Below are 25,074 nucleotides of genomic sequence, written 5' to 3' on the forward strand. Positions count from 1 at the left end.
CCGACTTCCCTATGACAGCGGTGCTGAGCAGAAGGGGAGGCGGCTATGACCGGATCGGTCGACACGATCTTCGACGCGAACGTGCGTGCCGTGATCCCGCTCGTGACCGCCGCTCTCGTGCGGCGGTACGGGAACCTGAGCGATTGCGAAGATGCGGTGCAGGACGCACTGCTCGAGGCATCCGTCACCTGGCCGCGTTCGGGCGCCCCGCGTGACGCGCGTGCGTGGCTGCTCACCGTTGCACGGCGCCGCTACATCGACGCGGTGCGATCGGATGCCGCTGGCGGGCCCGTGAGGAGCGCGACGCGGTGCTCGACACCGTGCGGGTCGCGAGCGGCGACCATGACGACTCGCTCGAACTGCTCGCCCTGTGCTGCTGCCCGGCGATTCAGCCGCCATCGCGCGTCGCGCTGACGCTGCGCGCGGTGTGCGGGCTGACGACGGCACAGATCGCGGCGGCGTTCTATGCGACCGAGGCGACGATGGCACAGCGCATCTCCCGCGCGAAGACGGCGATCGACCGGGCGGGTCGCGACTTCGGTGCGCTGTCGCCGACCGAGCTGGCGACGCGCAGCGACGCGGTGCGCTCGACTCTGTATCTGATGTTCAACGAGGGCTACGCGCCGTCCGGCGGCGAGCGGGCGGTGCACCGGGAGCTGATCACGGAGGCCATTCGCCTCACGCGCCTGCTGCACGCCGGCCGCCCCGCGGACGGCGAGACGACGGCGCTGCTCGCGTTGATGCTGCTGACGGATGCCCGCACGCCGGCCCGAGTCGATGGCGCCGGCGTGCCGATCGCGCTGCCCGCACAGGACCGGCGGCTATGGGACGCCGCTGAGCTCGCCGAGGGCCGGGCTCTCGCTGCACAGGCACTCGGCGGGTCGCCCGCCGGCCCGATGGCGATTCAGGCCGCGGTCGCCGCCGTGCACGGTGCCGCGGCAGACGCAGACGCAACCGACTGGGTCGAGATCCTCGGCCTCTACGACGCTCTCGTGCGGGTGCAGCCGGGGCCGGCGGCTCAGCTCGGCCGCGCGGTCGCCGTCGGCATGGCGCACGGCCCGCTCGCGGGCCTCGCGGAGGTGGCGCTGCTCGAGCACGACTCGCGCCTGACGCGCGGCCATCGCCTGCTCTCGGTCCGGGCCGGGCTCCTCGAGCGGGCCGGTGCGATCGACGAGGCGCGCGCCGCATACGCCGCAGCCGCCATGAAGGCGTCCAACGCTGCCGAGCAGCGCTGGCTGGAGGCGCAACTGCGCCGAATCGATGCGAACCACAACGAAGGGAATGACTGAGATGACCGACAGCACGACGCAGACGGCGTCCGAGCAATATCTTCTGCTGTACACCGACGCCCCCGACGGCGAGCCGTACAGCGCGGAATCCGACGATATCGACGACTGGCTCGCTTCCACCGACCCCGACGGGATTCGCGTGATCGGCGAGCGGCTGACGTCGCGGGCCGACGCGAGGCTCGTGACGAAGCGGGCCGGGCAGGTGACGGTGACGGATGCTCCCGTCGCCGAATTCAAGGAGTGGTTCGCCGGCTTCGACCTCATCAACGCGCCCGACCTCGACACGGCCGTCGAGATCGGCTCGCGTCACCCGTGCGCCCGCTTCGGCCGGGTGCTGGTGCTGCCGCTGATGGGCGCCGTCCAGTCGAACGCGGTGCTCGCACAGACTGTCGCCGCGCGAGCCGTGGCCGGGTAGCCGTCGCGCGGGCCGCCGTGAGGCGGCCGTGTGGAAGACTCGGGGGCGTGCCGACGCTTGATGCCGACCTCATTGCCGGGCTGCGCGCAGACTTCGCCGCCGCCGACTTCACCGTCGACACGGTGCGGGGACTGTGGTCGGAGGCTGCCGGGGGCGCGCTGAGCCGCTCCCACCGCATTCCCGCCGAACGTGAGCTCCGGGCCGCGCGGAATGCGGGCGAGCTGACGCAGGCGGGCACACTCGCGTGGCTGTTCGTGCTCGGCCTGCCGGCGCCGGTCGACGAGCTCGACGCCGCACTGCCGAGCCTCAGCACCGACGGAGCGGCGGCGCTCGGGCTGATCGAGTTCGCCGAGTCCGGCTCCGGCGAATCCGACCTCGTTCGTCCGCTCGTCGACCTGCGGCCGTACTCCTTCGTCGACGCGATCGGTCCCGCTGAGTGGTGGGTGGCGAGCGATCTCGGTGAGCTCGCGCTCGGCCGCGCCCTCGATGCCGACCACGTACTCGGCATCGGCGGTGCCTCCACGACGCTGTCCGGGCTCATCGTCGCTCGCGAGGTCGAGCGGGCGCTCGACCTCGGCACGGGCTGCGGCATCCAGGCGATGCACGTCGCTCGTCGGGCGACTCACGTCGTCGCGACCGACATCTCGCCGCGCGCGCTCGAGTTCGCTGCGTTCAACGCGGCGCTCAACGGCATCCGCAATATCGAGTTCCGTCTCGGCAGCCTGTTCGAGCCGGTCGAAGGGGAGCTCTTCGAACACATCGTGAGCAATCCGCCGTTCGTCATCACCCCTCGCGTCGACGAGGTGCCCGAATACGAGTACCGTGACGGTGGTTTCGTCGGTGACGAACTCGTGCAGCGCGTGATCGAAGGCATCCGTCATCACCTGGCCCCGGGCGGCATCGCGCAGCTGCTCGGCAACTGGGAGTACCGCGACGGCACTGACGGGCTCGACCGCGTGCGCGCCTGGTCCCGCGGGCTCGACCACTGGGTCGTCGAGCGCGAGCTGCAGGACGCGCCTCGTTACGCCGAGACCTGGATCCGCGACGGCGGCACCCGCTCGGGCGACCCCGAGTACGACCGCTGGTACGCGGCGTGGCTCGACGACTTCACGGCGCGCGGCGTCGACTACGTGGGCTTCGGCTACCTGACCCTGCGCGCACCGATCGGCTCGCCGACCCTCGCGCGCACCGAGCAGGTCGAATCGAGCGGCACGAACCCCGCGGGCCTCGGCGAGCACGTCGCGCGCGCTGTCGCGGCCCACGATGCTCTCGTGCGGCTGACGGATGCCGGGCTCGCCGACTTGGCGCTCACACTGGCCGGCGACGTCACCGAGGAGCGGCACTCGTGGCCCGGCGATGAGAACCCGATCGTCATCACCCTGCACCAGGGCGCGGGATTCGGCCGGTCACTGCAGGTGGACCCTGCGCTCGCCGGACTCGTCGGCGCCTGCGACGGCGAGCTCACCGTAGGGCAGATCAGCGACGCGATCGCCACGCTCTTCGAGGTGGGGCGACCGGAGCTGCGGGCGGACCTGCTGCCACGCGTGCGCGAGCTGGTGTTCACCGGATTCCTGAACCTGCCGTAGGGAAGAATCCTCCCTATGACCGCACCCGAACGCCAGACGTCCGCCGCCACGATCGACCCGAGCCGCTGGGTGCTGCTCTCGGCCGTGCTCGACGCCGTGCTCGTCATCCTGTTCACCGTCATCGGGCGGGTCAGCCATCACGAGGGTCTCGGCTTCGGCGGCGTCGTGCAGACGGCCTGGCCGTTCCTCGCCGGAACGCTGCTCGGCTGGCTTGTGACCGCGGCCTGGCGTCGCCCGCTGGCGCTCGTGCGCAGCGGCCTGCCGATCTGGGTGCTCACCGTCGCGGTCGGCATGGTGCTGCGCGTCGTGAGCGCTCAGGGCATCGCGTTCAGCTTCGTGATCGTCGCGGCCGTCGTACTCGGGGTGTTCTTGCTCGGCTGGCGTGCGGTCGTCGGCCCCGTTGCACGACGCAGCGCACGTGCTACGAGCCGCCCCCGCCAGAGCCCAGTCCAACGACGACGTTGATCGCCGACGCCAGAATCACGGTGCCGAACAGATACGACAGCAGCGTGTGCCTGAGCACGACGCGCCGCAGCTTGGTCGAACGCAGCGTCGTGTCCGAGACCTGATACGTCTGGCCGAGGTCGAAAGCCAGATAGGCGAAGTCGCTGAAGATCGGATCGGCGTCGTCGTCCGAGGGGAAGTCGATTCCGCCCTCGGGGTGGGCGTAATACTCACGGGCATAGCGCTGCGCGTAGAGCGTGTGAATGAGGAACCAGGACAGCGCGAGGCTCAGCATCGCGATGCCGCTGATCCCCGCCGCCCTCCAGCCCGACTCGCTCGACGCGCGGACCAGCACGAGTGCGACCGCGGTGAGCGACGCGACGCTCGCGCTCAGCACGAGCAGATCACCCACGACGATTCCCGGGTCCTCGCGCGTCGCGTGGGCACGGACGCCATCCGAGTCGAGCGGCCAGAGGTGAATCCAGACCCACAGGATGTAGGTCGCGCAGGCGATGATCCAGCCGATCGCGCCGGCGTACCACCACGAGATCGTGAATCCGGCGATCACCGCCGCCACTGCACCGACCGCGAGCATCACGCTGACTCGGCGGGCAGCGAGACTGCTCGGCTGTTCCTTATTGGTGGCGCTCACGGCACAAGGCTGGCACGCCGCATGACCGTGGGGCCGCATGACACGGCACGGCGTCGGCGAAAGGTCTAGGAGCGCTGCTGCAGCTGCTCCTTCACCTTCTTCCGCAGCACCTTGCCGATCAGGTTGCGGGGCAGTTCGTCGAGCTGCACGATCTCGCGCGGCACCTTGTACGGCGTCAGCTTCTCTCGCAGTGTCTGCCGCATGGCCGCGGCGTCGAAAGCTGCGCCGGGCTCCGTCACGACAGCGGCGACGACCTTCTCGCCCGAGTGCGGGTCGGGAAGGCCCACCACCGCGGCATCCAGCACGCCGTCGAGGGCGATGATGGCCTCTTCGACCTCGCTGGGCGAGACGTTGAACCCGCCGGTGATGATCAGCTCCTTGATGCGGTCGACGATGGAGAAGAATCCGCGCTCATCCATGACCGCGACGTCTCCAGTGCGGAACCACCCGTCGCGCAGCACCGCGGCGGTCTCGTCCGGCCGCTTCCAGTAGCCGCGGAAGAGCTGCGGCCCGCGCACGGTGAGCTCGCCCTCTTCTCCGACCGGAACCTCTGTCTCGGGGTCATCGCGCGAGACGACCTTGGCGACCGTGCTCGAAACGGGTATGCCGATGCTCCCGACGTGGCGTTCGTCGGTGAGCGGGTTGATCATGAGGATCGGGCTCGTCTCGCTGAGGCCGTAGCCTTCGACGAGCACGCCGCCGGTCGCGCTTTCCCACTTCTCGATGAGCGTCGTGTCGAGGGGCATGCCGCCCGAGACTCCGATGCGGATCCCCTGGAGCGAGACCTTCTTCTCTTCGGCCCGAGCCAGCAGGCGGTGGATGATCGGTGGCACCGCCGGCAGGAACGTCGCGGGGTGCTTCTTGTGCGCCGCGAGCACGAGGTCGGGGTCGAAGGCCGGGAACAGCACGAGTCGTGCGCCCATCGACATCGCGAACGTGAGGCCGAGGGTGAGGCCGTACGCGTGGAACACGGGAAGCATCGCGTAGACGACGCTGCCGCTGCCGCGCTCGATCTCGGGAATCCACGCGCGGCACTGCAGGGTGTTCGTGATGAGGTTGGCGTGGGTCAGCATCGCGCCCTTGGGGGCGCCGGTCGTACCGCTCGTGTACTGAATGACGGCGAGATCGGATGCCTCGGGCACCGGCACTCTGCGTGAGATGCGCCGTCCTCGCAGCACGTCCTCCCACGGCACAGCCCCCTTGGGGCGCGGTGACCACATCTTCTCCTTCGCCTCGCGCGCCGCTTTCAGCGGCAGGCCCATGGCGAAGCGCTTCGAGGCGGGCAGGCTCGCGGTGATGTCGACCGAGATGACCGTGTTCACCTCGAGATCCGCGGGCAGATCGAGCACCTTCTGCGCGACCTTCTGCCAGACGATCGCGTGCCGAGCGCCGTGGTCCTCGAACTGGTGGCGCAGCTCACGCGCGGTGTAGAGCGGGTTGTGCTCGACGACGACGGCGCCGAGGCGCAGCACGGCATAGAACGCGACGATGTGCTCAGGGCAGTTCGGCAGCACGAGTGCGACGCGGTCGCCGTGTGTGACCCCGCGGCGCCGCAGGCCTTCCGCGGCACGCTCGATCTGCTCGCCGAGCTCCCGGTAGGAGGTCGTCGCGCCGAGGAAGTCGAGTGCGACTGCGCGGGGGAAGTCTGCGACGGTATGGGCGATCAGCTGGGGCAGGGACTCTGTCACGGGTGGCAGCTCGGCGACCACGCGCGGGGCGTAGTGCGCGAGCCACGGCTTGTCGGCCGAGGTCATGCGATCAGACTAGCGATCGCCTCGCTCACGGGTGTCGAGCCACCGGTCAGCTCCCACTGTTCACCGATCGTTCCCTCGTTCTCGAGCACGGCGACGACCGCCGCGGCGACGTCGGCGCGGGGGATCGACCCGTGCTCGACGGCGGGCGCGATTTCGACGCGTCCCGTCCCCTCATCGTTCGTGAGTGCCGTCGGCCGCAGGATGGTCCAGTCGAGCCCAGATTCGCGCAGGGCCGCGTCAGCGTCGCGCTTCGCCTCGACGTAGGCGACCCACTGCTCGCCGCGGCCGGCGTCGGCGGGCGTGTCGACGCCTGCGGCGGAGACCTGCACGAAGCGGCGGATGCCGGCGGCCTTCGCGGCCTCGATCGAGAGCACAGAGGCGCCGTAGTCGACCGTGCGCTTGCGCTCGACCCCGCTGTCGGGGCCGGCGCCGGCCGTGAACACCATCGCGTCGCAGCCGCGAATCGCGTCGGCGAGCGTCGTGGCGTCCGTCCGCTCGAGGTCGAGCATCACGCCTTCGCCGCCGAGCCGGAAGATGTCCTCCGCATGTTCTTCACCTCGCGCGACGCCGACGAAGTCGTCGCCGTTGTCATAGAGCTCGCGCATGAGCTGCTGACCGATTTTGCCGTGGGCGCCGATGATCGCGACTCGAGCCATGCCTCCATCCTGGCACCGCGCCGCGGTGCGCTACAGCCCTTCGGCGACCGTCGCCGCGACGGTGAGCCACGCTTCGCGCGTGCGACGCGACAACAGCTCGAAGGTGATCGCGCCGCCATCGACGAGCGCCGGGTCGTGGGGCACCTCGAGGACCGCGCGCGTGAGCGAGCCGAAATGCCCGCGCAAACGCCGCGCAAGCTGGGGGTCGGGGGCCTCGGCGGTCGACGACAGCACCGTGACCGCGTTGCTCACCTTCTCCTCCAGGCCCTTCTCCCGAAGTCCGTCCACGAGCCATGCCGCGCTCGCCGCCGTGTCCTCGCGGATCGTCGAGACGATGACGAGCTGGTCGGCCGCGCTGACGGCCGCCTGCCAGTTCTCGGCACGCATGTTGTTCCCGGTGTCTACGACGATCAGCCGGTAGAAGCGCTGCAGCGTGGCATGCAGCTTGTCGAACGCTGCCGAGTCGACCAGATCCGTCGCGTTGGGGTCCTCGTCGCTCGCGAGCACGTCGAACTGTGCCGAGCCCTGAGCGCGGACGTAGTCGTCGAGGTCCCCGACCCGCGCCTGGCTGGCCGGCCCGAAGCGGTCGAGGTCGTGCAGCAGACTGATCGCCGTGCGGTGGTGGGCGGCGGGCAGCGCGCGCCAGCCGAGCGTGCCGCGGGTCTCGTTGTTGTCCCATGCGAGCGTGTACCCGCCGCGGTTCTCGCCGAAGGTCGCGGCCAGCAGCATCGTGGCCGTGGTCTTGTGCGCGCCGCCCTTGGGGTTGATCACGACGATGGTGCGCGGGCCGGCGAAGGAACGCTGCACGGCGGCAACGCGGCGGCGGCGCGCGAGTTCCGCGTCACCGGGAGCCGGGCTCACCAACCCGAAGGATGCGCGGCGCACGGCACCCTGCCACCCGAATTCCGCGGGCGCAGTCGGTGCACCGGGTCGGTTTGACATGAAGTCGTCGAGGGTGGGGACCCGGCCCTCGCTGTACGGCTCGGCGGGCGACTGGGGCGTGAAGCGGGAACCGGCGACGGAGGGTGAGGAAACGGAGGGTGCGGGCACGGGCGGCGTCACGGGTTCGGCTTTCGCCTCGGCGGGTGCCGCCGGGGCGATCGAGATCACCGGCGCGAGGCGCTCGGCCGGGCGGCGCGGAATGTGCGGGATCGCCGGCACGGAGGAGATCGGCACCGACGGGATCGGCGCCGCGGGAGCAGGCGCTGGTGCGCTCGCCGGAGCCGGAGCCGGAGCCGGAGCCCGAGCCGGAGCGGGAACCGGAGCCGGAGCGGCAGTGGCGGCCGGAGCGGCGGCTTTCGGCGCGGGCGTGGCGGCCGGCACCGGCTCTGTCGCCGGTGCGGCGTGGCCCGGCACGGACGTCGACGGGGTCGCCGCGTCGGGCGCGGACACCTGAGCCGGCGTCGGCTCGAACAGGTAGTCGAGGTCGGGCACGGCCGCAGACCTGCGTGCGGGCTGGGTCACCGTGTCGTCGTCGCTGACCGGCGACTGGCCCGGATTGTGGGCTCCGCCGATGCCGACGATGCTGTCGAAGTCGAGGCCGTCGGAGACCGGCGCAGAGGCCGTCGGCTGGGCGTTCAGCGGCGTCAGGGGCTCAGTGAAGCCATCGGGGGACACCGACACCTCCTGCGTGCCGAGGCTGTCGCGTGCGACGAGGCGCACGGGGCGCGACAGGCGCTGTGCGACGCCGGCGACGGCACGGATGATGTCGCGTCGCACGCCGTCTTCGGTGCGGCCCTCGATCGTGCTGATCGAGCCGTCGACCGAGATCTGGCCGATGAACGGCCCCTCGGCGCTGCGCACGACGGTCGCTTCGATGTGGGGGTGCTGGGTTATGGGGGTGGTGTCCGTCACGGGTTTCCTCCGCTGATCGTGGGCACTGCCCGCACGGGTCGCGGCACTGTACCCCTAACGGGGGTCGATAGTACCGGAATCCGTCTGGGTACTGAAAAGGGGCCGCCTCGGCAGGCGGCCCCTTCGTCACGAATTGCTAGGCGACGCGCTCAGCCGGCGACTGAGTGAGCGACGGGTCGGTCTCCGCGACGGCGCCGATCACCGACTCGATCTGCGCGAGAACGGATGCTTCGAGCTTGACGCCCGCCGCCGCCGCGTTCGACGCGATCTGCTCCGGCCGGCTCGCCCCGACGATGGCACCCGCCACGTTGGGGTTCTGCAGCACCCACGCGACGGCCAGCTGCGCCTGCGTCAGCTCGAGCTCGTCGGCGATGGGCTTCAGCCCCTGAACGGCAGTCAGGATCTCATCGCGCATCCAGCGCGAGATCATGTTCTTGCCGCCCTTCTCGTCAGTCGCGCGCGAGCCCTCGGGGGCCGGCTGGCCCGGCTGGTACTTGCCGGTGAGGATGCCCTGCGCGATGGGCGAGAACACGATCTGGGAGACGCCGAGCTCTTCGGAGGTCGGCACGACCTCCTGCTCGATGACGCGCCAGAGCAGGTTGTACTGCGGCTGGTTCGAGATGAGCTGGAACCCGAGCTCCTTCGCAAGCTTGTGGCCTGCCCGGATCTGGTCGGCGTTCCACTCGCTGACGCCGATGTAGAGGGCCTTGCCCTGGCGCACGATGTCGGCGAACGCCTGCATCGTCTCCTCGATGGGCGTCGCGTAGTCGAAGCGGTGGGCCTGATACAGATCGACGTAGTCCGTGCCGAGGCGCGTGAGCGAGCCGTTGATCGACTCCATGATGTGCTTGCGCGAGAGGCCGGTGTCGTTCTTCCCGCCGGGGCCGGTCGGCCAGTAGACCTTCGTGAAGATCTCGAGGCTCTCGCGGCGCTCGCCCTTGAGGGCGTCACCGAGCACGACCTCGGCCGCCGTGTTGGCGTACGCGTCTGCGGTGTCGAAGCTGGAGATGCCGGCGTCGAGGGCCGCACGGATGGTGGCGTTGGCCGCATCGTTCTCGACCTGCGAGGCGTGGGTCAGCCAGTTGCCGTAGATGATCTCGGAGATTTTGAGCCCGGAGTTGCCGAGGTACCTGAATTCCATGATCTGAGCCTATTGAAAAACCTCGAATCGTTTCGACCCCGGGTTGTGTCGGCGGTCCGCGAGATCATTGTCGAGTGGGTAAGACGGACGGCAGCGAGCGGCAGGTCACAGTCGGTCCCGTTGACGACTCCGGCGCCGACATCCTGCACGTCGATATGGACGCGTTCTACGCGTCGGTCGAAGTGCTCGATCACCCAGAACTGGCCGGCAAGCCGCTCATCGTCGGCCACGCCACTGGCCGGTCAGTCGTCTCAAGCGCCTCGTACGAAGCGCGTCGCTTCGGGGTGCGGTCGGCCATGCCCGTCTCACAGGCATTACGGCTCTGCCCCGACGCCATCACCGTCGACCCCCGCATGGAGCGGTACGCCGAGCTGTCCCGCCAGGTCATGCAGATCTTCCGTCGCGCGACGCCACTGGTCGAGCCGGTGTCGATCGATGAGGCGTTCCTCGACGTCTCAGGCGCCCGGAAGCTGCTGGGCAGCCCGTCGCAGATCGCCGCACAGGTGCGCGAGTGGGTGCGGCGAGAGACGGGGCTGCCCGCATCCGTCGGCGTCGCCGGCACCAAGTTCGTGGCCAAGCTCGCATCGGGCCGGGCGAAGCCCGACGGGCTGCTCGTGGTCCCCGTCGCCGAGACGCTGGCGTTCCTTCACCCGTTGCCCGTCGGCGCGCTCTGGGGCGTCGGCCCGTCGACGCAGACGGCGCTCAACAACCTCGGCCTGCGCACCGTCGGCGACATCGCCTCGGCGCCGCACCAGCTCCTCGAGAAGCGCCTCGGCGTCTCGGGCACCCGGCTGTGGCAGCTGGCACGCGGTGTCGACGTGCGCGTCGTCGAGACGACCCGCATCGAGAAGTCGATCGGCCACGAAGAGACGTTCGAGTTCGACGTCACCGATGCGGCGATACTGCGGCGCGAGCTGCTGCGCCTCGCCTCTCGCGCGGCGGCGCGGTTGCGTCAGGCATCCGTCGTCGGACGCACGGTCGGGCTCAAACTGCGCTACGCCGACTTCCGCACCATCAGCCGCTCGCGCACGCTGCCCGAGCCCACGTCCGTCGGCAGACGCATCTACGAAGAGGCCGCGGCGCTGCTCGACGAAGCGTGGAGCGACAGGGGCCCGATCCGCCTCATCGGCGTGCGGGTCGAGCAGCTCGAGGCAGCCGGCGGCCAGCCCGCCCTCTGGGACCCCGACGAAGGCTGGCGGCAGACCGAGCAGGCCCTCGACGGCATCGCAGCGAAGTTCGGGTCGGGCGTGCTCGCACCGGCCTCGCTGCTCGGCACCAAGCCCCGCCAGGTCGGCGACAGCGACCACTTTCGCGGCTGACCTCGAAGCGCTCAGCGCAGCCCGACCTCGACAGGGCGGTGGTCGCTCCCGTTGCCGGGCAGCACCGTGTTCGAGACGACCGGAAGGCCGCGCTCGAGCACATGATCGACGCGCACGAACGGCAGCACCGACGGCCAGGTGAACCCGAAGCCCCAGCCGGTCAGATCGGGCTCGTTGACGGTGCCGAGCAGCTGGGTGAAGGCGCGGTCCGTCGACGCCGCGTTGAAATCGCCCAGCGCGATGAGCTTCGTCGAATGATCCGCGCGCAGCGTCGTGGCCAGCGTGTGCAGCATCCGATTGCGCACGGAGAACTCGCCGGGTCGCAGCGACGCCGCGTGCAGCGCGTACAGACGAACCAGCCCGTCATCCGTCGCCACATCGACGCGAAGAGCCCGCTTCCAGCCGAGTCCGAGTGTCAACGACTGCTCGTGGTAGAGCGGCAGCTCGCTCCACACTCCGACGGTTCCGACGATGAAATGGTGCGGGTAGCGCGCGTCGAGGCTGCGCTCGGCCGCTGCGGTCGACGCGCTGGTCAGCTCTTGCAGCGCAATCACCTGCGGCTTCCGCGCGGCGAGCGACGCGATGGTGCGTTCCGGGTCGCGGTTGCCGGCGTCGACGTTCTGACTGATCACCGTCACCTTCGCCGTGCCGTGGCCTCCGTCGGGGACGATATGCGGCACGAACACGGCGAGCCACACGATGACCGCGGCGAGGGTTCCGACGCCGATGAAGGCAGAGCGGCGCACGGCCGCCACGACGGCGAGCACGAGAACCGGGACGCCGAACCACGGCAGCACCGACTCGATGAGGCCCATGACGCCGCCGACGTCGGGAATCGCCCGGTGCCAGAGCAGAAGCGCGCCGACCGCGAGCGCGAGGACGCCCAGGAAGGCGTTGACGATCAGGCGTGCCGGGCGGGGGGAAGGCATCGGTCGATCTTCGCATGACAGGGTCCGGCGGCCTGAGAAGACCCTGGCACCCCGTCGAGCCTTACGCGTAGCGTGGCCGCATGAGCTGCATTTCTAGCGCTCGGCACCGCGCAGAGCACGCTGAAGGAGCGTTGACATGGCCTCACTGACCGAACGACTGGCAGAACTCACCAAGGGCGTCGGCGTCTCGAACGTCTACGGCGAGGCGACCGAGCTGAACGGCATCCACATCGTGCCCGTGGCGATGACCTTTCACGCCTTCGGGGCGGGCGAGGGCCGGGGGAACAGCGCGGGCGACAGCCAGCCGTTCAACGGGGAGGGTGAAGGCAGCGGCGGTGGCGGCATGGCCGGCACCATCCCGCTCGGCGCGTATGTGCGCGACATTCGCGGGCTGCGATTCGAGCCGAACCTCGTCGTCCTGCTCGCCGTCGCGACACCACTCGTGTGGGTCACCGGCCGCGCGCTCGCGCACCTCGCGAAGGCGTCGCGCAAGCGCCGCCGCTAGCGGCGCCCGCGCCGCTGGCGCTCTTCACGTCGCTTGCGCCAGATCAAGACGCGCAGCAGCACGAGGAACGCGATCGTCAGACCGATCACGGGCGCGAACTCGACCATGCGGCAAGTCTATGATTGTGGTCAGTACACGGGAGTCCGGTGAGCCGGGCTGAGAGGAAGGTTCTCAACCTTCGACCGTCGAACCTGATCCGGGTAATGCCGGCGCAGGGAGGCTGATCTATCTCTTAATCCCGTGCCCTCGTCACCGAGAGAAAGGGATGAACGAGTGCACGCAACAATCGATTCACTGGTGGATGCGACGGCGACGGCCCGCAGGCGGAAGTGGCGTCCGGTCGACATCATCGTCGCGGCGGTGCTCGGCATCGCGATCGGCGTCGTCTATTGGCTGTGGGACACGCCCGGCTACGCCTGGTACGGCGCGGCGGATGCCGTGACGCCCGGCCTCGGTGGCGTGGCGAACGGCGCATGGCTGCTCGCGGGCGTGATGGGCGCGCTGGTGATCCGGAAGCCCGGCGCCGCGCTGTTCACCGAGTTGCTCGCGGCGGTCGTCGAGATGGCGATCGGCGAGCAGTGGGGCATTACTACCGTTTACTCGGGGCTCGCGCAGGGCCTGCTGATGGAAGCGGTGTTCGCCCTGTTCCTCTACCGCCGCGGCGGTCTTGGTGTCGCAATGCTGGCCGGGGCCGCGGGCGGTCTCGGCGAGTGGGCGCTCGAGCTGGTCGTGTTCGGCAACGCGGCGAAGTCGGTGGCGTACAACGTCATCTACCTCGTGAGCACCGCGGTGTCCGGAGCGATCCTCGCCGGCCTGGTGGGCTGGCTCGTCGTGCGCGCGCTTGCCGCGACAGGCGCGCTCGACCGCTTCGCCGCGGGGCGCCGGGCGAAGGCACGAGTCTGACCGCGCAGGCCGTCCGCCCGGCGCGCATCGACGCGCGCGGGTGGGGCTGGCGCCACGCGGGGCGGCTGCGCTGGGCGGTGAGCGGGCTCGATCTCGCCGTCGAACCGGGGGAGCGGGTCCTATTGCTCGGACCGTCGGGGGCGGGCAAGTCGACCCTGCTCGCGGCACTCGCCGGGGTTGTCGGGGGCGACGAGGAGGGCGAGCATCAGGGTGAGCTCTCCGTCGATGGCGCGGCGCCGGAGACCGTCCGCGGGCGCGCGGGCCTGGTCCTCCAGGACCCGGACGCCCAGGCGGTCCTGCCACGCGTCGGCGACGACGTCGCGTTCGGGTGCGAGAACCTCGGCGTGCCGCGGGAGGAGATCTGGCCCAGGGTCAGCGCCGCGCTCGATGCGGTCGGACTCGATGTGCCGCTGTCGCACCCGACCGCCCGGCTCTCGGGCGGCGAACGACAGCGGCTCGCGATCGCAGGGGTGCTCGCCATGCGCCCCGGGTTGCTGTTGCTTGATGAACCGACTGCGAACCTCGACCCCGCCGGGGTGACCGAGGTGCGCGAAGCCGTCGGGCGCGCGCTCGAACGCAGCGGCGCGACGCTGATCGTCGTGGAGCACCGCGTGTCGACGTGGCTCGAACTCGTCGATCGTGTCGTCGTGCTCGACGAGGAGGGGCGGATGCTTGCCGACGGCCGCCCCGAGCACGTGTTCGCCGCGCAGCGCTCGACCCTGGAAGCGGCGGGGGTCTGGCTCCCCGACGTTGCGGTTCCGTCGTCGCCGCGGGTGGTGGCGGCCGGTCCCGCGCTGCTCGCGGCGCGTGCTCTTGCCGTCGGCCGTGACCGGCGCGGGCCGGCCGTACGGTCCGGACTGGACGCCGAGGTCCCCGCGGCGGCGTCGACCGTGGTCATCGGGCCGAACGGGGTCGGCAAGACCACGCTCGCGTTGACGCTCGGCGGCCTGCTGGCGCCGCTCGGCGGCGTGCTCGCGGCATCCGATCAGCTCGCCCGCGGTCTCGTGCCGGCACCGCACCGCTGGCGCTCGACGCAGCTGCTCACTCGCATCGGCACCGTCTTCCAGGAGCCGGAGCACAGCTTCGTCGCACGCACTGTGCGCGACGAGATCGCCGTCGGGCTCGTGGCGCTTAAGACGCCGCGCGCGGAGCTCGACAGCCGCTGCGACGAGCTGCTGGAACGGCTGCGGCTGGCGCGGCTGGCGAAGGCGAATCCGTTCAGCCTGTCGGGCGGCGAGAAACGCCGTCTGTCGGTCGCCGCGGTACTGGCCGCGCGACCGCCCCTGCTCGTGCTCGACGAGCCGACCTTCGGGCAGGACAGAACGACGTGGATCGAGCTCGTGCGGCTGCTCAGAGAGCTGGTGACCGCGGGGTCGGCGATCGTCTCGATCAGTCACGACGAGGAACTCGTGCAGGCCCTCGGCGATCGGGTGCTGCGGCTCGATGCGGCGGGGCTGCGCCACGTGGACGGCGTCGCGGCATGAGGCTGGTCTCGCGCACGAATCCGGTGACGAGGCTCGCTGCCGCGATCGTCGTGACCACGCCGCTGCTGCTCACGCTCGACTGGGCGTCGAGCGCGGTCATCCTCGTGATCGAGCTGGTGTTGCTGCTGATCGCCGGGGCGGGCATCGGGCAGATCGCCCGCAGCACGTGGCCTGTCCTGGTCGCTGCGCCCCTCGCCGGCGTGGGCATGCTGCTCTACGGTGTACCGTCGGGGCGCGTGTACGCGTCGTTCTGGCTCGCGCACATCACTGACGGGTCGATCAGCCTCGCGATCGCGGTGACTCTGCGCGCGCTTGCGATCGGCGTGCCGAGCATCATGATGTTCCGCGGAGTGGATTCCACCCAGCTCGCCGATGGGCTCGCGCAGCGCGTGCGCCTGCCTGCGAACTTCGTGCTCGGCACGCTGGCCGCACAGCGGCTGGTGAGCCTGCTCATCTCCGACTGGCGGCAGATGACTCTCGCCCGGCGTGCGCGGGGGCTCGGCGACGCGGCGGCGATCCGCCGGTTCCTCGGGATGGCGTTCGCCTTGCTCGTCCTCGCGATCCGTCGCGGCACCAAGCTGGCGACGGCGATGGAGGCGCGCGGATTCGGCTCGGCCGGCGCGCGCACCTGGGCGCGACCGTCGCCGCTGGGCGGTCGCGACCTTGCACTCGTCATTGTGGCGGCTGCTGTGGCCGCCACCGGGCTCGGCGTCGACATCGCCCTCGGCACACTGCACTGGGTGTGGTCGTGAGCGCTCGGCGGGGCCCCGCGGTGCTCGCCGAACGCGTGGTCGCAGCGGTCGCAGAACTCTGCGTCGCCCGGCCCGTCGTGCTGATCGACGGCCCGAGCGGCGCCGGGAAGTCGACGCTTGCGGATGCGGTGATCGCAGCGTGGCCGGCGCTGGACCGCGCCGGCTCTCCGATCGCCGCACCACCGCAGCTGGTGCGGCTCGACGACCTCTACCCGGGTTGGGGCGGACTGTCGGCCGGTAGCCGGCACGTCGCCGACGACCTCCTCGCCCCGCTCACGCGCACCGGCATCGGCCGATGGCGCGCGTGGGACTGGGCGGCCGGGCGGCCCGGAGCGTGGCACGAGGTGAGCGCACAGCGGCCGCTCGTCGTCGAGGGCTGCGGTGCGCTGTCTCGCGCGGCCGCGCGGCACGCGGATCTCGCCGTCTGGCTCACGGCCGACGACGATCTGCGACGGCGGCGTGCGCTCGAGCGCGACCGGGGCGCGTTCGATGCGCACTGGCAGATGTGGGATGAGCAGTTCACGCGGTTCACGCGCACGCAGCATCCGATCGCCCTCGCCGACCTGAGACTCGCAGCCGGCGCGTGACGCGGCTGACGCCGACGTCGGCGTCAGCCGATGGCAAGCCCCTAGCCCGTGCCCCGCGCGAGGCACTACATTCGCGGAATGAGCACGACAGACAATGCTGCCGAGTACGTCACCGAGTTCCTCGACGGACCTCTCGAGGGCCAGACCATGGGGCGCGAATACCTGGGTGGCGAGTACGAGAAGGAGCTCGACATGTACGTCGCCGTCGAAGGGGTCCCGGCGGAGCAGCGGTACGTCGCGACCTCGACGCGGCACGTCGGCGACACGCTGTTCGTGAGCTACCGCTGGGACTCGAAGGACAGCGACTCCATCGAAGTCGACGACCAGGACACGAACATCTAGCGTGCCTCGCCGCCTTGCCGCCTCGCCGCCGCGCCTCTGCACGCGGTCTCTATGCCCAGCCGAGGCGGTGCAGCTCGTCATCGTCGATGCCGAAGTAGTGCGCGATCTCGTGCACGAGCGTCACGTGGACCTCGTCGCGCAGCTCGACGAGAGACGCGCACGCCGCGAGATGCGGCTCGCGGTACAGGATGATGCGATCGGGCAACTCGCCGAAACCGTAGCGATCGCGCTCGGTGAGGTCGACGCCGTCGTAGCTGCCGAGCAGGTCGAGCGAACCGTCTTCCGGTCGGTCCTCGACGAGGAACACGACGTTGTCGAGCCCCTCGACCATGTCGTCGGGCAGTTCGTCGAGCTCCGCGATCACGATCTTCTCGAACTCCTCAGCGTCGAGCTGAAGCACGGGCAGCGCGTCGCGATCAGAGGGCGGGGCCATGTGCCTGCAGGAGCGCGGCCTGCGTGCGGCTCTGCAGGCCGAGCTTGCCGAGCAGCGACGAGACGTAGTTCTTCACGGTCTTCTCGGCGAGCCCGACGCGCTCGGCGATCTGGCGATTGGTGAGCCCGTCCGCGACATACGACAGGATCTGCCGCTCGCGGCCGGTGAGGTCGTCGAACCGCGGATCGTTGTCGAGGTCGTGCATCTTCCGGGTGATGCGCTCGCGGACGGAGCCCTCGATGAGCGTCTCGCCGTTGGCCGCACGGCGCACGCTCTCGACGAGACCGTTGCCGCGGATGTCTTTGAGCACGTAGCCGACCGCGCCGGCGAGGATCGCGGCGTACACGGCTTCGTCGTCGTCATAGGCCGTGAGGATGATGCAGCGCGCGGAGGGAAAACGCGTCGTGATGTCGCGGCACAGATCGATCCCGTTGCCGTCGGGCAGGCGCACGTCGAGCAGCACGACGTCGGGACGGGTCGCAAGAATGCGCCCGATCGCGTGCCTCGCCCCGTCGGCCTCGCCGACGACTTCGATGTCGCGCTCGCGGTCGAGCAGATCGGCGACGCCGCGCCGCACCACCTCGTGGTCGTCGACAAGGAACACCCTGGCCATGGTTCTCCGATCCTTTCGGTCCAGCGTCGCGCCTCAAGCGGCCCGATGACAGGGCACAAAGTCCCTTGACGCGAGATTAGGTCAGCCCGAGCAGGCGTCGGACCTCGTCGTCGCGCGTCTGGGCGAAGTCCAGGTACGCCTGCCCGGCGCCATCGTCTACCAGCACCGCTTGAATGCGTCGGAATGAACTATTTGGGGTGATCGACGGGGCTTGAACCCGCGACCCCCTGGACCACAACCAGGTGCTCTACCAACTGAGCTACGACCACCATGTGCCACCGCTCAGTCAGCGAGCGGGCAACCAGTCAAGTGTATTACATGCGGGGAGCCCACTCAGCCACCACCGACGTGGCGACCGACTGTGCCTCTTCAGAGTTCGGGCCGGGTTCGGCGACGAAGACGGCCTTGCGGTAATAGTCGAGCTCGCGGATCGATTCGAGGATGTCCGCGAGGGCGCGGTGGCCGCCGGCCTTCTCGGGCGCCTGGAAGTAGACGCGCGGGAACCAGCGCCGCGACAGCTCCTTGATGGAGCTGACGTCGATCGAGCGGTAATGCAGATGGGCGTCGAGTCGCGGCATGTACTTCGTGATGAACATCCGATCGGTGCCGATCGTATTGCCGGCGAGCGGGGCTTTGTTCTCGTCGGGCACGTGGGCGAGCACGTACTCCATGACCTCGTATTCCGCCTCGGCGAGGCTCTTGCCGGTAGGGATCTCGGTGATGAGGCCGCTCGCGGTGTGCATGTTCGTGACGAACTCGCCCATGCCGGCGAGGGCCTCATCGCTCGCCTTGATGACGATGTCGATTCCCTGGTCGACGGGCTTCAGCTGCGAGTCGGTGATCACGACGGCGATCTCGACCAGCTCGTCTTTCTCGGGGTCGAGCCCCGTCATCTCGCAGTCGATCCAGACGAGACGATCCGAGGCGGCAGACATGCCTTCGATCCTATCCACGCGCGTAGCCTTCGGGGCGCGTGGTGCGCACGACGTGCTTATGGTGGAGGAGTGCAGCTGACGCTCTTCACCTCCGCTTTCTGCGGGCCATGCATGGCGACGCGCGCTGTGCTCGCCGAGGCGGCGCGGCTGGTTCCGCAGGCCGCGGTCGTCGAGAAGGACGTCGTGCGCTACGAGGCGGATGCCGAGGCGCACGGCATCCGTTCTACGCCGACCGTGATCATCACGGATGCGACCGGCGCCGAGGTCTTCCGTGCGGAGGGCGTGCCCACGCTCAACCAGGTGCTCGTCGCTGCCGCTCGGGCGGTTTGACCGCTCGCAGAACGTCCATTCGCTACGCTTAGAGGTAGCCAGCCTCCGTGGCCAAATGGATAAGGCAGCCGATTTCTACTCGGCCGATTGCGGGTTCGACTCCTGCCGGGGGCACCACGCGTCCGGCTGTTTCGGCGGGGTGGAGCTCGATGGCGCGACGGCGCTCAGCGCTAGAGGCGGAGCAGGGCGTCGATCATGGCCTGCGCGAGCCGCCTCGAGCCGTTGATGTTCGGGTGGGTGTCGTCGGGGGCCGCGTACTCGGGCCGGAGACGGGTGGGGTCGGCGCCGGAGCGCACGGCGGCGTCGAAGTCGACGCATTCGTGACCTGACGCGGTGCGGATCCACTCGTTCAGCCCCTGACGGAGCTCTTCGCGGTCGGAGTCGAGGCGCAGCTCCGGACCCAGTGGCGTGATGGTCGCGAGGAGCACAACGATCCCGGCCTTCTCGGCCCGGTCGATGAGTTCTTCGTAGCCGGCGATGAGCTGTTCGAGGGTGGGCATCTCCTCGGTACCGGTGACGCGCCCCGGAAGACCCCAGTCATTGCTGTTGTAGGCGACGACCAGGTGCGTCGCGTGAGCGGTGCCGAGTACGTCGTCGTCGAAGCGGCTCAGCCCCGCTTGCCCCCACGACGGCGTCGCGGGCGGAGCGTCGAGGCGGATGCGGTTGCCGGAGATGCCGCGGTTCACCACCGCGATCCGGGCATCGTCGGGGAGGAGCGCCGCGGCGTACTGCGGCCATCCCATGGCAGTGCTGGAGCCGCCCAAGGCGACGACGACCACGTCCGCCCCGGCGCCCGCGACCTCGATGGTACGCAGGAACGGGCCGCCGGCAGGAAGGGACCAGCCGGTACCGTCTGGCTCCGGGCTGCCGCTGTCGGCGCGGGCGCCGGTGTTAGGGGCGGGGAACTCGCGTGACTCATCGATGGCCGCGGGCGTGGAGCCTTCGAGGGGGAACGGGGCGGCGCCAGCGAAATCGCCGGGCAGCGACCGGTCGAACGTGAATCCGGCCGCGGTCGCATACGGGGTGGGGTGGGGCAGGTAGACGTCGACGAGGAGTTCGTCCCCCTTGGTCACGGACAGTTCGACCGGGTCGCTCCAACGGGAGACGCCGACAGGAATGTCGATGGAGGGGGCGCCGTTGAAGGTCGCCTCGACGAAGCGGTCGCCGACGCCGATGGTGGCGTGCCCGATGCGCACGGGGGCGTCGGCGAAGCGGTTGCTGAGCTCGACGCGGACGTGGTGTCCGCCGATGCTGGCGGGCACAGTCATCCGCACCGTGGTGTCGTCGAAGTCGGGCTCGTCGTCCTCTCCCCGGTAATCCGAGACGGCCTGACCCCAGGCAGGCGTCCAGTCGAGGCCGTGTCCGCCGATGAACTCGAGGAACGCGTACGGAGCGCGCTCGCCCAGGCACAGCTCCTGGATCAGGCGCGCATCGGCCGCTTCCGCACTGCTCCGCGCGAACATCGTCGCCTCGAACCCGGCCAGCGCCGCATCGACGTCGCCGGGGTTCGCGGCCAGCGCGCGCGCGAGCTCCGCGCCGTCGAGCATGGCGAGGTTCGCGCCCTCACCCGAGGGCGGCATGAGGTGGGCTGCGTCCCCGATCAGCGTGACGCCGCGCGTGGGCTCCCAGCGGTGGTCGTCGGGCAGGGCGTGGATCAGCCGCGCCACCGGCGGCCGCGCCGCGTCGTTGATCAGCGCGCGGAGCTCGGGCGCCCAGTCCGCGAATTCGGCGGCGATGCGTGTCGTCGCAGCCGCGGCGTCCGTGAAGTCGATGGCGGTGAACCATTCCTCGGGCCGGGCGAGCTGGACATAGCTATGGATGACTCCGCCGGGCTCACGGTGCGCGGTGATGCCGTTGCCGGGCCGGAGCGCATACATCGCTCCGGAGCCGACGGCTGCGGCCGCCTCAGGGTGCTGGTCATCGACGTCCTGCAGGTACGTCTCGACGAACGCCGCCCCGGTATAGACCGGCCGGGCCGTCGACAGCAGCGGGCGCACCTTCGACCATGCGCCGTCGGCTCCGACAAGGAGCTCGGCCGTCACCGTGGCGCCGCCCTCGAAGATCAGCTTGTGGCGCCCGTCGCCCACGGCCGTCACGTCGATCAGCCTGCGCCCCCACTGCACCGTGCCCTCGGGCAGCGAGTTCAGCAACAGCCGACGCAGGTCTCCGCGCAGGACCTCCGGGCGGCCGCCTGCGCCGTCATCCGGCTCATCGAACAGCACGGAGCCCCGCGGATCCAGGACCCGGGTCGCCTCGGCGCCCTCATGAACGAGCGCCCGGAACTCCCCGGTGAGTGCGGCGGCCTCCAGGGCGACCTGGCCGGTGTGCTCGTGAATGTCCAGCTGACCGCCCTGGGCACGCGCCTCCGCGGACGAATCCAGCTCGTAGACGATCGCTGGGATGCCATGCAGGTGCAGGACCCGGGCGAGAACCAGGCCGCCGAGTCCGGCGCCGATGATCGTCACCGGAGATGCGGTCGGCGCCGTGCGCGTCGTGGGTGTGGGTGTCGTCATGGTGGCCTCTCCTGTGTTGCTGCGCGCCCAGCACTTCCTCGCGCGCTGGTACGTCGTACCACCTCAGCTTGGTACGGCGTACCAGCCGTGTCAAGATGAACCCATGGCAACGCCGAGCCGAGCTCCACGCATCCGATCGAATGGCCTGACCCGCGGCCGGATCGTCGATTCCGCCATCGAGCTCCTCGACGCTCGGGGAGAAGACGGGCTGACCTTCCGATCGCTCGCGGCCACGCTGGAGACCGGCCACGGCGCGATCCAATGGCACGTCGCAAACAAGGGCGAGCTGATGATGGCCGCCGCCGTCACCGTGCTCGCGCAGGCATTGGCCGCATCGGGAGCGAACACATCCCCGCGGGAGGCCCTGCGCACCTCGGCTCTGAGCATCTTCGATGCCATCGACGCGCACCCATGGCTCGGACCTCAGCTCTTCGCCGTGCCATGGCAGCCCGCCATGGTGCAGCTGTGGGAACGGATCGCGCGCCTGGTCGAGGCGCTGGGCGTGCCCGACGAGCGACTGTTCACGGCCGTCTCGACCCTGGTGAACTACATCCTCGGCGTCGGCAGCCAGAACGCTGCGAACAGCCGGACGGTTGCCGCCCACCCCGACCGCGACTCATTTCTCGACGCGGTCGCCGGCGAGTGGGAAAGCCACGACCCCGGCGAAGGCAGCATCCTCGGCCGCCTGGCCGCGCAGTTGCGCATCCACGACGACCGCACCGAGTTCCTCGCCGGCATCGACATCGTCCTCCGCGGGCTCAGCCCCGAGGAAAAGCCGAGTGCAGCTCGGCGAGCCACGGTTCCGGCGACGAGTCCGACGGGGCTCGCCAGTCGCCCCGAGGCGACAGCGACCCGCCGGCGGCGACCTTCGGACCGTTCGGCATCGCCGAGCGTTTGAACTGCGCGAAGCCGAAGAACCGGCGCAGGAAGACCTCGAGCCAGTCCACCACCTCGTCGTTCGAATAGGCGACCCGGGCGTCGTCGGGGAAGGCCGGCGGCCACGACCCGGCCGAGGCATCCGCCCACACGCGAGACGCGAGCCACGCGATCCTGCTCGGTCGAGCACCGAGCCGAAGGACGTGAAACAGAGCGAAGTCATGCAGCGCGTACGGGCCGATCGTCTTCTCGGTGGACTGGGCGACGCCGTCCTCCCCGACGGGAACCAGCTCGGGCGTGATCTCGGTCGCGACCACGCGGTCGAGCACATCGGAGACCTCGGTCGAGAACTGGCCCGAGCCGCTCACCCAGCGGATGAGATGCTGCATGAGCGTCTTCGGCACCCCTGTGTTGACCGCGTAGTGCGACATCTGGTCGCCGACGCCGTAGGTCGCCCAGCCGAGCGCGAACTCCGACAGATCGCCGGTACCCACCACGATGCCCCCGCGCTGGTTGGCGAGCCGGAACAGGAAGTCCGTGCGCAGGCCGGCCTGCACGTTCTCGAACGTGACGTCGTAGACGGGCTCGCCGCCGGCGTACGGGTGCCCGATGCGCAGCAGGAGCTCGTTCGCAGCAGGCCGGATGTCGAGTTCTTCGAAGGTCACACCGAGCGCCCGCCCGAGTGCGTGGGCGTTCGCCTTCGTCTCGTCCGACGTCGCGAACCCCGGCATCGTGAAGGCGAGGATGTCGCTTCGCGGGCGCCCGAGCCGATCCATCGCCTGCGCGCACACGAGCAGCGCGTGCGTCGAGTCGAGGCCCCCGGAGACGCCGATGACGAGCTTCGGACCGCCGATCGCATTCACGCGTTGCTCCAGGCCCGAGACCTGGATGTTGTACGCCTCGTAGCAGTCCTGCGCGAGACTCGCGGCATCGCTCGGCACGAAGGGGTAGCGGGCGACGGCCCGCTCGAGGCCGATCTCGCCGACCGGCGGATTCAGCTCGAAGGGGATGCGGCGGAACTCGGCAACGCGCTCATCGAGTGCCCGGCGGTTGTCGTCGAAGGTGCCCTGACGCAGACGTTCCTGGCGCAGCGACTCGACGTCGACGTCGGCCACCGCGATGCGCGGGCCGTCCGGGAAGCGTTCCGTCGCGGCGAGCAGCGCGCCCGTCTCGTAGATCATCGTCTCGCCGTCCCACGAGAGGTCGTTGCTCGATTCGCCCATGCCGGCGGCGGCGTAGACGTAGGCGGCGAGGCAGCGCTGGGACGCCGATTTGGCGAGCAGGCGCCGGTCATCCGATCGGCCGATGGTGATCGGACTGCCCGAGAGATTCGCCAGCACCGTTGCGCCGGCCAGCGCGGCCTCAGCGCTCGGGGGCACCGGCACCCACATGTCCTCGCAGACCTCGGCGTGCAGCACGAGGCCGGGCACGTCGGAGGCCTCGAAGAGCAGTTCGGGGCCGAACGGCACGCTCTGACCCGCGACCACGATCGCACCGCCGCGCTGGTCGTCACCTGGCGCATACCAGCGTCGCTCGTAGAACTCGCGGTAGGTCGGGAGGTACGACTTCGGGGCGACGCCGAGCACGTGGCCACGGTGAATCACCACCGCGCAGTTGTAGAGACGGTTGCCGTGACGCAGCGGCGCGCCGACGACGAGGACGGGAAGAAGGTCGGCGGATGCCTCGGCGATGGCGCGCAGCGCAGAGTCGACACCGTCCAGCACCGCGTCCTGCAGCACGAGATCGTCGAGGGCGTAGCCGGTCAGGCACAGCTCAGTGAAAACCGCCACGGCGACAGAGCGGCGATCGCACTCTCGCGCCTGCTCGATGACGCGACCGGCGTTCGTCGTGGGGTCGGCGAGGCGGATCGGGAAGGTCACCGCGGCGACGCGGGCGAAGCCCTGCGCATAGGCGCCCGCGGCTGTGCCGAGCGCGCGAGCGCCCGTGAGCCGGTCAGTCATGCAGCAAGTCTGGCAGACCGGGTCACGGGCGCGATGGCGTCGGCGAAGAGGTGCTATGCGGTGTAGCGCTCGGGCTCGCGCGCAGCCTCGGCGTCAGCCGACTGCGCAGCCTGGTCGTGGAGGTACTGAGGCGCCTGTGGCAGGTCCATCGACACGGTCTCGAGCTGAGGAACCGGGGCGGACGGCGGGACCGCCGGCGCGGCGTGCTTCTCGTGGTGCTGCTCGGCCACCCACTTGTCCTGCTGGGTCTCGACCTCGCCGGTCGGGGTGCGAGCCTCGAAGCTCCAGCGCTCGAGGTCCCCCGCGAAGATGCGCTTGGCGCTGCCCGGGCGGTTCTGCCATTCGATCAGGCGATCGCGGAACTCGGCCACGACCGGGTCGAGCTGATAGCCGAAGGTCGCCGAATTGCGCTTCATGTCGACCAGCTGGTGGCTCGCCCAGCTCGCTGCGATGCCGGCACCCTTGACGGGCAGCAGGCGAACGAGGATGTCGGCCTGCCCGACCGCGCGGTCACTCAGAATCTGTTCGCCGGGCGTCAGCGAGTTCCACACCGAAGCCTCGGTCGCGGCGTCGACGAGGGCGGCGATCGCCGCCGCCTTCTGCTGGCGGTCCGATCGCTCGAGCATGCCGCGGACCGTGCCGCGCGCGATCCACGCGGCGAGAAGGCCGGCGATGATGATGCCGACCAGAAGGATCGCCGTGGCGAAGACGACGGGCTCGTTGCGGGAGCTGGAAATCCAGTTCACGAAGTCATTCCATAGCTGCATGCCGCGAGGGTACGACGAGACGGCGGCGCCGCCC

Annotated in this window: 25 protein-coding genes, 2 tRNA genes, 1 pseudogene and 1 riboswitch; of the genes and pseudogenes, 15 read left to right on the top strand and 13 right to left on the bottom strand. The window is 70.1% G+C overall.

The annotated features are described in order from the left end of the window. Nucleotides 1-45: 45 nt before the first annotated feature. From ACFOYW_RS05450 to ACFOYW_RS05470, 5 genes are read left to right on the top strand one after another with little or no spacing between them, the layout of a single operon-like run. Nucleotides 46-414: a sigma factor gene (locus ACFOYW_RS05450; protein WP_390227742.1), complete on the top strand. Its 369-nt coding sequence runs from the start codon at nt 46-48 to the stop codon at nt 412-414. Next, the gene (locus ACFOYW_RS05455; protein WP_390227743.1) at nt 309-1,289 is read left to right on the top strand and encodes an RNA polymerase sigma factor; all 981 of its coding nucleotides are present in this window, start codon (nt 309-311) and stop codon (nt 1,287-1,289) included. Before ACFOYW_RS05450 ends, ACFOYW_RS05455 begins: the two co-directional genes overlap by 106 nt. Further along, nucleotides 1,282-1,704 carry a YciI family protein gene (locus tag ACFOYW_RS05460; RefSeq protein WP_390227744.1) on the top strand — a complete coding sequence of 141 codons (423 nt, stop codon included), beginning with the start codon at nt 1,282-1,284 and terminating at the stop codon, nt 1,702-1,704. Before ACFOYW_RS05455 ends, ACFOYW_RS05460 begins: the two co-directional genes overlap by 8 nt. A 47-nt stretch (nt 1,705-1,751) precedes the next feature. Further along, complete coding sequence (locus ACFOYW_RS05465; RefSeq protein WP_390227745.1) at nt 1,752-3,290, top strand: DUF7059 domain-containing protein; 1,539 nt, start codon at nt 1,752-1,754, stop codon at nt 3,288-3,290. 15 nt (nt 3,291-3,305) lie between these two features. Then, nucleotides 3,306-3,755 (top strand): DUF3054 domain-containing protein, encoded by a 450-nt coding sequence (locus ACFOYW_RS05470; RefSeq protein ID WP_390227746.1) that lies wholly within the window; start codon nt 3,306-3,308, stop codon nt 3,753-3,755. On the opposite strand, the gene ACFOYW_RS05475 is transcribed toward ACFOYW_RS05470, so the two are convergent. From ACFOYW_RS05475 to ACFOYW_RS05495, 5 genes are all read right to left on the bottom strand, one after another. After that, on the bottom strand, nt 3,712-4,386 hold the full coding sequence (locus ACFOYW_RS05475; protein WP_390227747.1) for a DUF1345 domain-containing protein: 675 nt from the start codon (nt 4,384-4,386) through the stop codon (nt 3,712-3,714). The genes ACFOYW_RS05470 and ACFOYW_RS05475 overlap by 44 nt on opposite strands. Before the next feature lie 65 nt (nt 4,387-4,451). Further along, the gene (locus tag ACFOYW_RS05480; RefSeq protein ID WP_390227748.1) at nt 4,452-6,140 is read right to left on the bottom strand and encodes a long-chain-fatty-acid--CoA ligase; all 1,689 of its coding nucleotides are present in this window, start codon (nt 6,138-6,140) and stop codon (nt 4,452-4,454) included. Then, a complete protein-coding gene (locus ACFOYW_RS05485) occupies nt 6,137-6,796 on the bottom strand; it encodes an SDR family oxidoreductase (RefSeq protein WP_390227750.1) in 660 nt (219 codons plus the stop codon). The genes ACFOYW_RS05480 and ACFOYW_RS05485 overlap by 4 nt, the downstream gene beginning before the upstream one ends. 30 nt (nt 6,797-6,826) lie before the next feature. Beyond that, entirely contained in the window at nt 6,827-8,650 is a 1,824-nt protein-coding gene (locus ACFOYW_RS05490) for a MinD/ParA family ATP-binding protein (protein WP_390227751.1), read from the bottom strand. Between the two features lie 136 nt (nt 8,651-8,786). Continuing rightward, nucleotides 8,787-9,791 carry an aldo/keto reductase family protein gene (locus ACFOYW_RS05495; RefSeq protein ID WP_390227752.1) on the bottom strand — a complete coding sequence of 335 codons (1,005 nt, stop codon included), beginning with the start codon at nt 9,789-9,791 and terminating at the stop codon, nt 8,787-8,789. A gap of 74 nt (nt 9,792-9,865) precedes the next feature. On the opposite strand from ACFOYW_RS05495, the gene ACFOYW_RS05500 reads away from it, so the two are divergent. Continuing rightward, nucleotides 9,866-11,110 carry a DNA polymerase IV gene (locus tag ACFOYW_RS05500; protein WP_390227754.1) on the top strand — a complete coding sequence of 415 codons (1,245 nt, stop codon included), beginning with the start codon at nt 9,866-9,868 and terminating at the stop codon, nt 11,108-11,110. An 11-nt stretch (nt 11,111-11,121) separates the two neighbouring features. Here the strand turns inward: ACFOYW_RS05500 and ACFOYW_RS05505 are convergent, their stop codons facing one another. Further along, nucleotides 11,122-12,039, bottom strand: coding sequence for an endonuclease/exonuclease/phosphatase family protein (locus ACFOYW_RS05505; protein ID WP_390227755.1), 918 nt, complete (start codon nt 12,037-12,039; stop codon nt 11,122-11,124). 136 nt (nt 12,040-12,175) lie between these two features. Here ACFOYW_RS05505 and ACFOYW_RS05510 point away from each other — a divergent pair, with 136 nt between their 5' ends. The 6 genes from ACFOYW_RS05510 (at nt 12,176) to ACFOYW_RS05535 (ending at nt 16,612) form a co-directional block, all read left to right on the top strand. Further along, the gene (locus ACFOYW_RS05510) at nt 12,176-12,544 is read left to right on the top strand and encodes a hypothetical protein (protein ID WP_390227757.1); all 369 of its coding nucleotides are present in this window, start codon (nt 12,176-12,178) and stop codon (nt 12,542-12,544) included. A gap of 124 nt (nt 12,545-12,668) precedes the next feature. Next, nucleotides 12,669-12,779, top strand: a riboswitch (TPP riboswitch). A 38-nt stretch (nt 12,780-12,817) separates the two neighbouring features. After that, on the top strand, nt 12,818-13,447 hold the full coding sequence (locus ACFOYW_RS05515) for an ECF transporter S component (protein ID WP_390227759.1): 630 nt from the start codon (nt 12,818-12,820) through the stop codon (nt 13,445-13,447). A gap of 77 nt (nt 13,448-13,524) precedes the next feature. Then, complete coding sequence (locus ACFOYW_RS05520; protein WP_390227761.1) at nt 13,525-14,931, top strand: ABC transporter ATP-binding protein; 1,407 nt, start codon at nt 13,525-13,527, stop codon at nt 14,929-14,931. Next, entirely contained in the window at nt 14,928-15,683 is a 756-nt protein-coding gene (locus tag ACFOYW_RS05525) for an energy-coupling factor transporter transmembrane component T family protein (protein WP_390227762.1), read from the top strand. Before ACFOYW_RS05520 ends, ACFOYW_RS05525 begins: the two co-directional genes overlap by 4 nt. Then, nucleotides 15,680-16,270, top strand: coding sequence for an ATP-binding protein (locus ACFOYW_RS05530; RefSeq protein ID WP_390227764.1), 591 nt, complete (start codon nt 15,680-15,682; stop codon nt 16,268-16,270). Before ACFOYW_RS05525 ends, ACFOYW_RS05530 begins: the two co-directional genes overlap by 4 nt. A 78-nt stretch (nt 16,271-16,348) precedes the next feature. Then, complete coding sequence (locus ACFOYW_RS05535) at nt 16,349-16,612, top strand: hypothetical protein (RefSeq protein ID WP_390227765.1); 264 nt, start codon at nt 16,349-16,351, stop codon at nt 16,610-16,612. Nucleotides 16,613-16,661: 49 nt separating this feature from the next. On the opposite strand, the gene ACFOYW_RS05540 is transcribed toward ACFOYW_RS05535, so the two are convergent. The 4 genes from ACFOYW_RS05540 to orn form a co-directional block, all read right to left on the bottom strand. Beyond that, nucleotides 16,662-17,045, bottom strand: a complete 384-nt coding sequence (locus ACFOYW_RS05540) for a metallopeptidase family protein (RefSeq protein WP_390227766.1) — start codon at nt 17,043-17,045, stop codon at nt 16,662-16,664. After that, nucleotides 17,029-17,658, bottom strand: coding sequence for a response regulator (locus ACFOYW_RS05545; RefSeq protein ID WP_390227767.1), 630 nt, complete (start codon nt 17,656-17,658; stop codon nt 17,029-17,031). The genes ACFOYW_RS05540 and ACFOYW_RS05545 overlap by 17 nt, the downstream gene beginning before the upstream one ends. 193 nt (nt 17,659-17,851) lie before the next feature. Beyond that, a tRNA-His gene (locus ACFOYW_RS05550) sits at nt 17,852-17,927 on the bottom strand. A 45-nt stretch (nt 17,928-17,972) separates the two neighbouring features. Then, complete coding sequence (gene orn, locus ACFOYW_RS05555; protein WP_390227769.1) at nt 17,973-18,593, bottom strand: oligoribonuclease; 621 nt, start codon at nt 18,591-18,593, stop codon at nt 17,973-17,975. A 69-nt stretch (nt 18,594-18,662) separates the two neighbouring features. On the opposite strand from orn, the gene ACFOYW_RS05560 reads away from it, so the two are divergent. Further along, on the top strand, nt 18,663-18,923 hold the full coding sequence (locus tag ACFOYW_RS05560; RefSeq protein WP_390227770.1) for a thioredoxin family protein: 261 nt from the start codon (nt 18,663-18,665) through the stop codon (nt 18,921-18,923). Nucleotides 18,924-18,964: 41 nt separating this feature from the next. Then, a tRNA-Arg gene (locus ACFOYW_RS05565) sits at nt 18,965-19,040 on the top strand. Between the two features lie 53 nt (nt 19,041-19,093). Here ACFOYW_RS05565 and ACFOYW_RS05570 read toward each other — a convergent pair. Then, nucleotides 19,094-21,436 carry an FAD-dependent monooxygenase gene (locus ACFOYW_RS05570; RefSeq protein ID WP_390227772.1) on the bottom strand — a complete coding sequence of 781 codons (2,343 nt, stop codon included), beginning with the start codon at nt 21,434-21,436 and terminating at the stop codon, nt 19,094-19,096. Between the two features lie 292 nt (nt 21,437-21,728). On the opposite strand from ACFOYW_RS05570, the pseudogene ACFOYW_RS05575 reads away from it, so the two are divergent. Further along, nucleotides 21,729-22,184 (top strand): annotated as a pseudogene (locus ACFOYW_RS05575) (TetR/AcrR family transcriptional regulator C-terminal domain-containing protein); the annotation flags it as partial. 10 nt (nt 22,185-22,194) lie between these two features. On the opposite strand, the gene ACFOYW_RS05580 reads toward ACFOYW_RS05575, so the two are convergent. Together ACFOYW_RS05580 and ACFOYW_RS05585 are read right to left on the bottom strand one after the other, a co-directional pair. Beyond that, the gene (locus ACFOYW_RS05580) at nt 22,195-24,273 is read right to left on the bottom strand and encodes an NAD(+) synthase (protein WP_390227775.1); all 2,079 of its coding nucleotides are present in this window, start codon (nt 24,271-24,273) and stop codon (nt 22,195-22,197) included. 53 nt (nt 24,274-24,326) lie between these two features. Further along, nucleotides 24,327-25,040, bottom strand: coding sequence for a hypothetical protein (locus tag ACFOYW_RS05585; protein WP_390227777.1), 714 nt, complete (start codon nt 25,038-25,040; stop codon nt 24,327-24,329). Between the last annotated feature and the right edge of the window lie 34 nt (nt 25,041-25,074).

The sequence above is a fragment of the Gryllotalpicola reticulitermitis genome (assembly GCF_042651345.1).
GTDB lineage: Bacteria > Actinomycetota > Actinomycetes > Actinomycetales > Microbacteriaceae > Gryllotalpicola > Gryllotalpicola reticulitermitis.

Coding starts and splice junctions, on each gene's coding strand:
- ACFOYW_RS05450 (WP_390227742.1), top strand. CDS start 46: ATGACCGGATCGGTCGACACGATCTTCGACGCGAACGTGCGTGCCGTG.
- ACFOYW_RS05460 (WP_390227744.1), top strand. CDS start 1,282: ATGACTGAGATGACCGACAGCACGACGCAGACGGCGTCCGAGCAATAT.
- ACFOYW_RS05470 (WP_390227746.1), top strand. CDS start 3,306: ATGACCGCACCCGAACGCCAGACGTCCGCCGCCACGATCGACCCGAGC.
- ACFOYW_RS05480 (WP_390227748.1), bottom strand. CDS start 6,140: ATGACCTCGGCCGACAAGCCGTGGCTCGCGCACTACGCCCCGCGCGTG.
- ACFOYW_RS05485 (WP_390227750.1), bottom strand. CDS start 6,796: ATGGCTCGAGTCGCGATCATCGGCGCCCACGGCAAAATCGGTCAGCAG.
- ACFOYW_RS05495 (WP_390227752.1), bottom strand. CDS start 9,791: ATGGAATTCAGGTACCTCGGCAACTCCGGGCTCAAAATCTCCGAGATC.
- ACFOYW_RS05505 (WP_390227755.1), bottom strand. CDS start 12,039: ATGCCTTCCCCCCGCCCGGCACGCCTGATCGTCAACGCCTTCCTGGGC.
- ACFOYW_RS05510 (WP_390227757.1), top strand. CDS start 12,176: ATGGCCTCACTGACCGAACGACTGGCAGAACTCACCAAGGGCGTCGGC.
- ACFOYW_RS05525 (WP_390227762.1), top strand. CDS start 14,928: ATGAGGCTGGTCTCGCGCACGAATCCGGTGACGAGGCTCGCTGCCGCG.
- ACFOYW_RS05535 (WP_390227765.1), top strand. CDS start 16,349: ATGAGCACGACAGACAATGCTGCCGAGTACGTCACCGAGTTCCTCGAC.
- ACFOYW_RS05540 (WP_390227766.1), bottom strand. CDS start 17,045: ATGGCCCCGCCCTCTGATCGCGACGCGCTGCCCGTGCTTCAGCTCGAC.
- ACFOYW_RS05545 (WP_390227767.1), bottom strand. CDS start 17,658: ATGGCCAGGGTGTTCCTTGTCGACGACCACGAGGTGGTGCGGCGCGGC.
- orn (WP_390227769.1), bottom strand. CDS start 18,593: ATGTCTGCCGCCTCGGATCGTCTCGTCTGGATCGACTGCGAGATGACG.
- ACFOYW_RS05570 (WP_390227772.1), bottom strand. CDS start 21,436: ATGACGACACCCACACCCACGACGCGCACGGCGCCGACCGCATCTCCG.
- ACFOYW_RS05580 (WP_390227775.1), bottom strand. CDS start 24,273: ATGACTGACCGGCTCACGGGCGCTCGCGCGCTCGGCACAGCCGCGGGC.
- ACFOYW_RS05585 (WP_390227777.1), bottom strand. CDS start 25,040: ATGCAGCTATGGAATGACTTCGTGAACTGGATTTCCAGCTCCCGCAAC.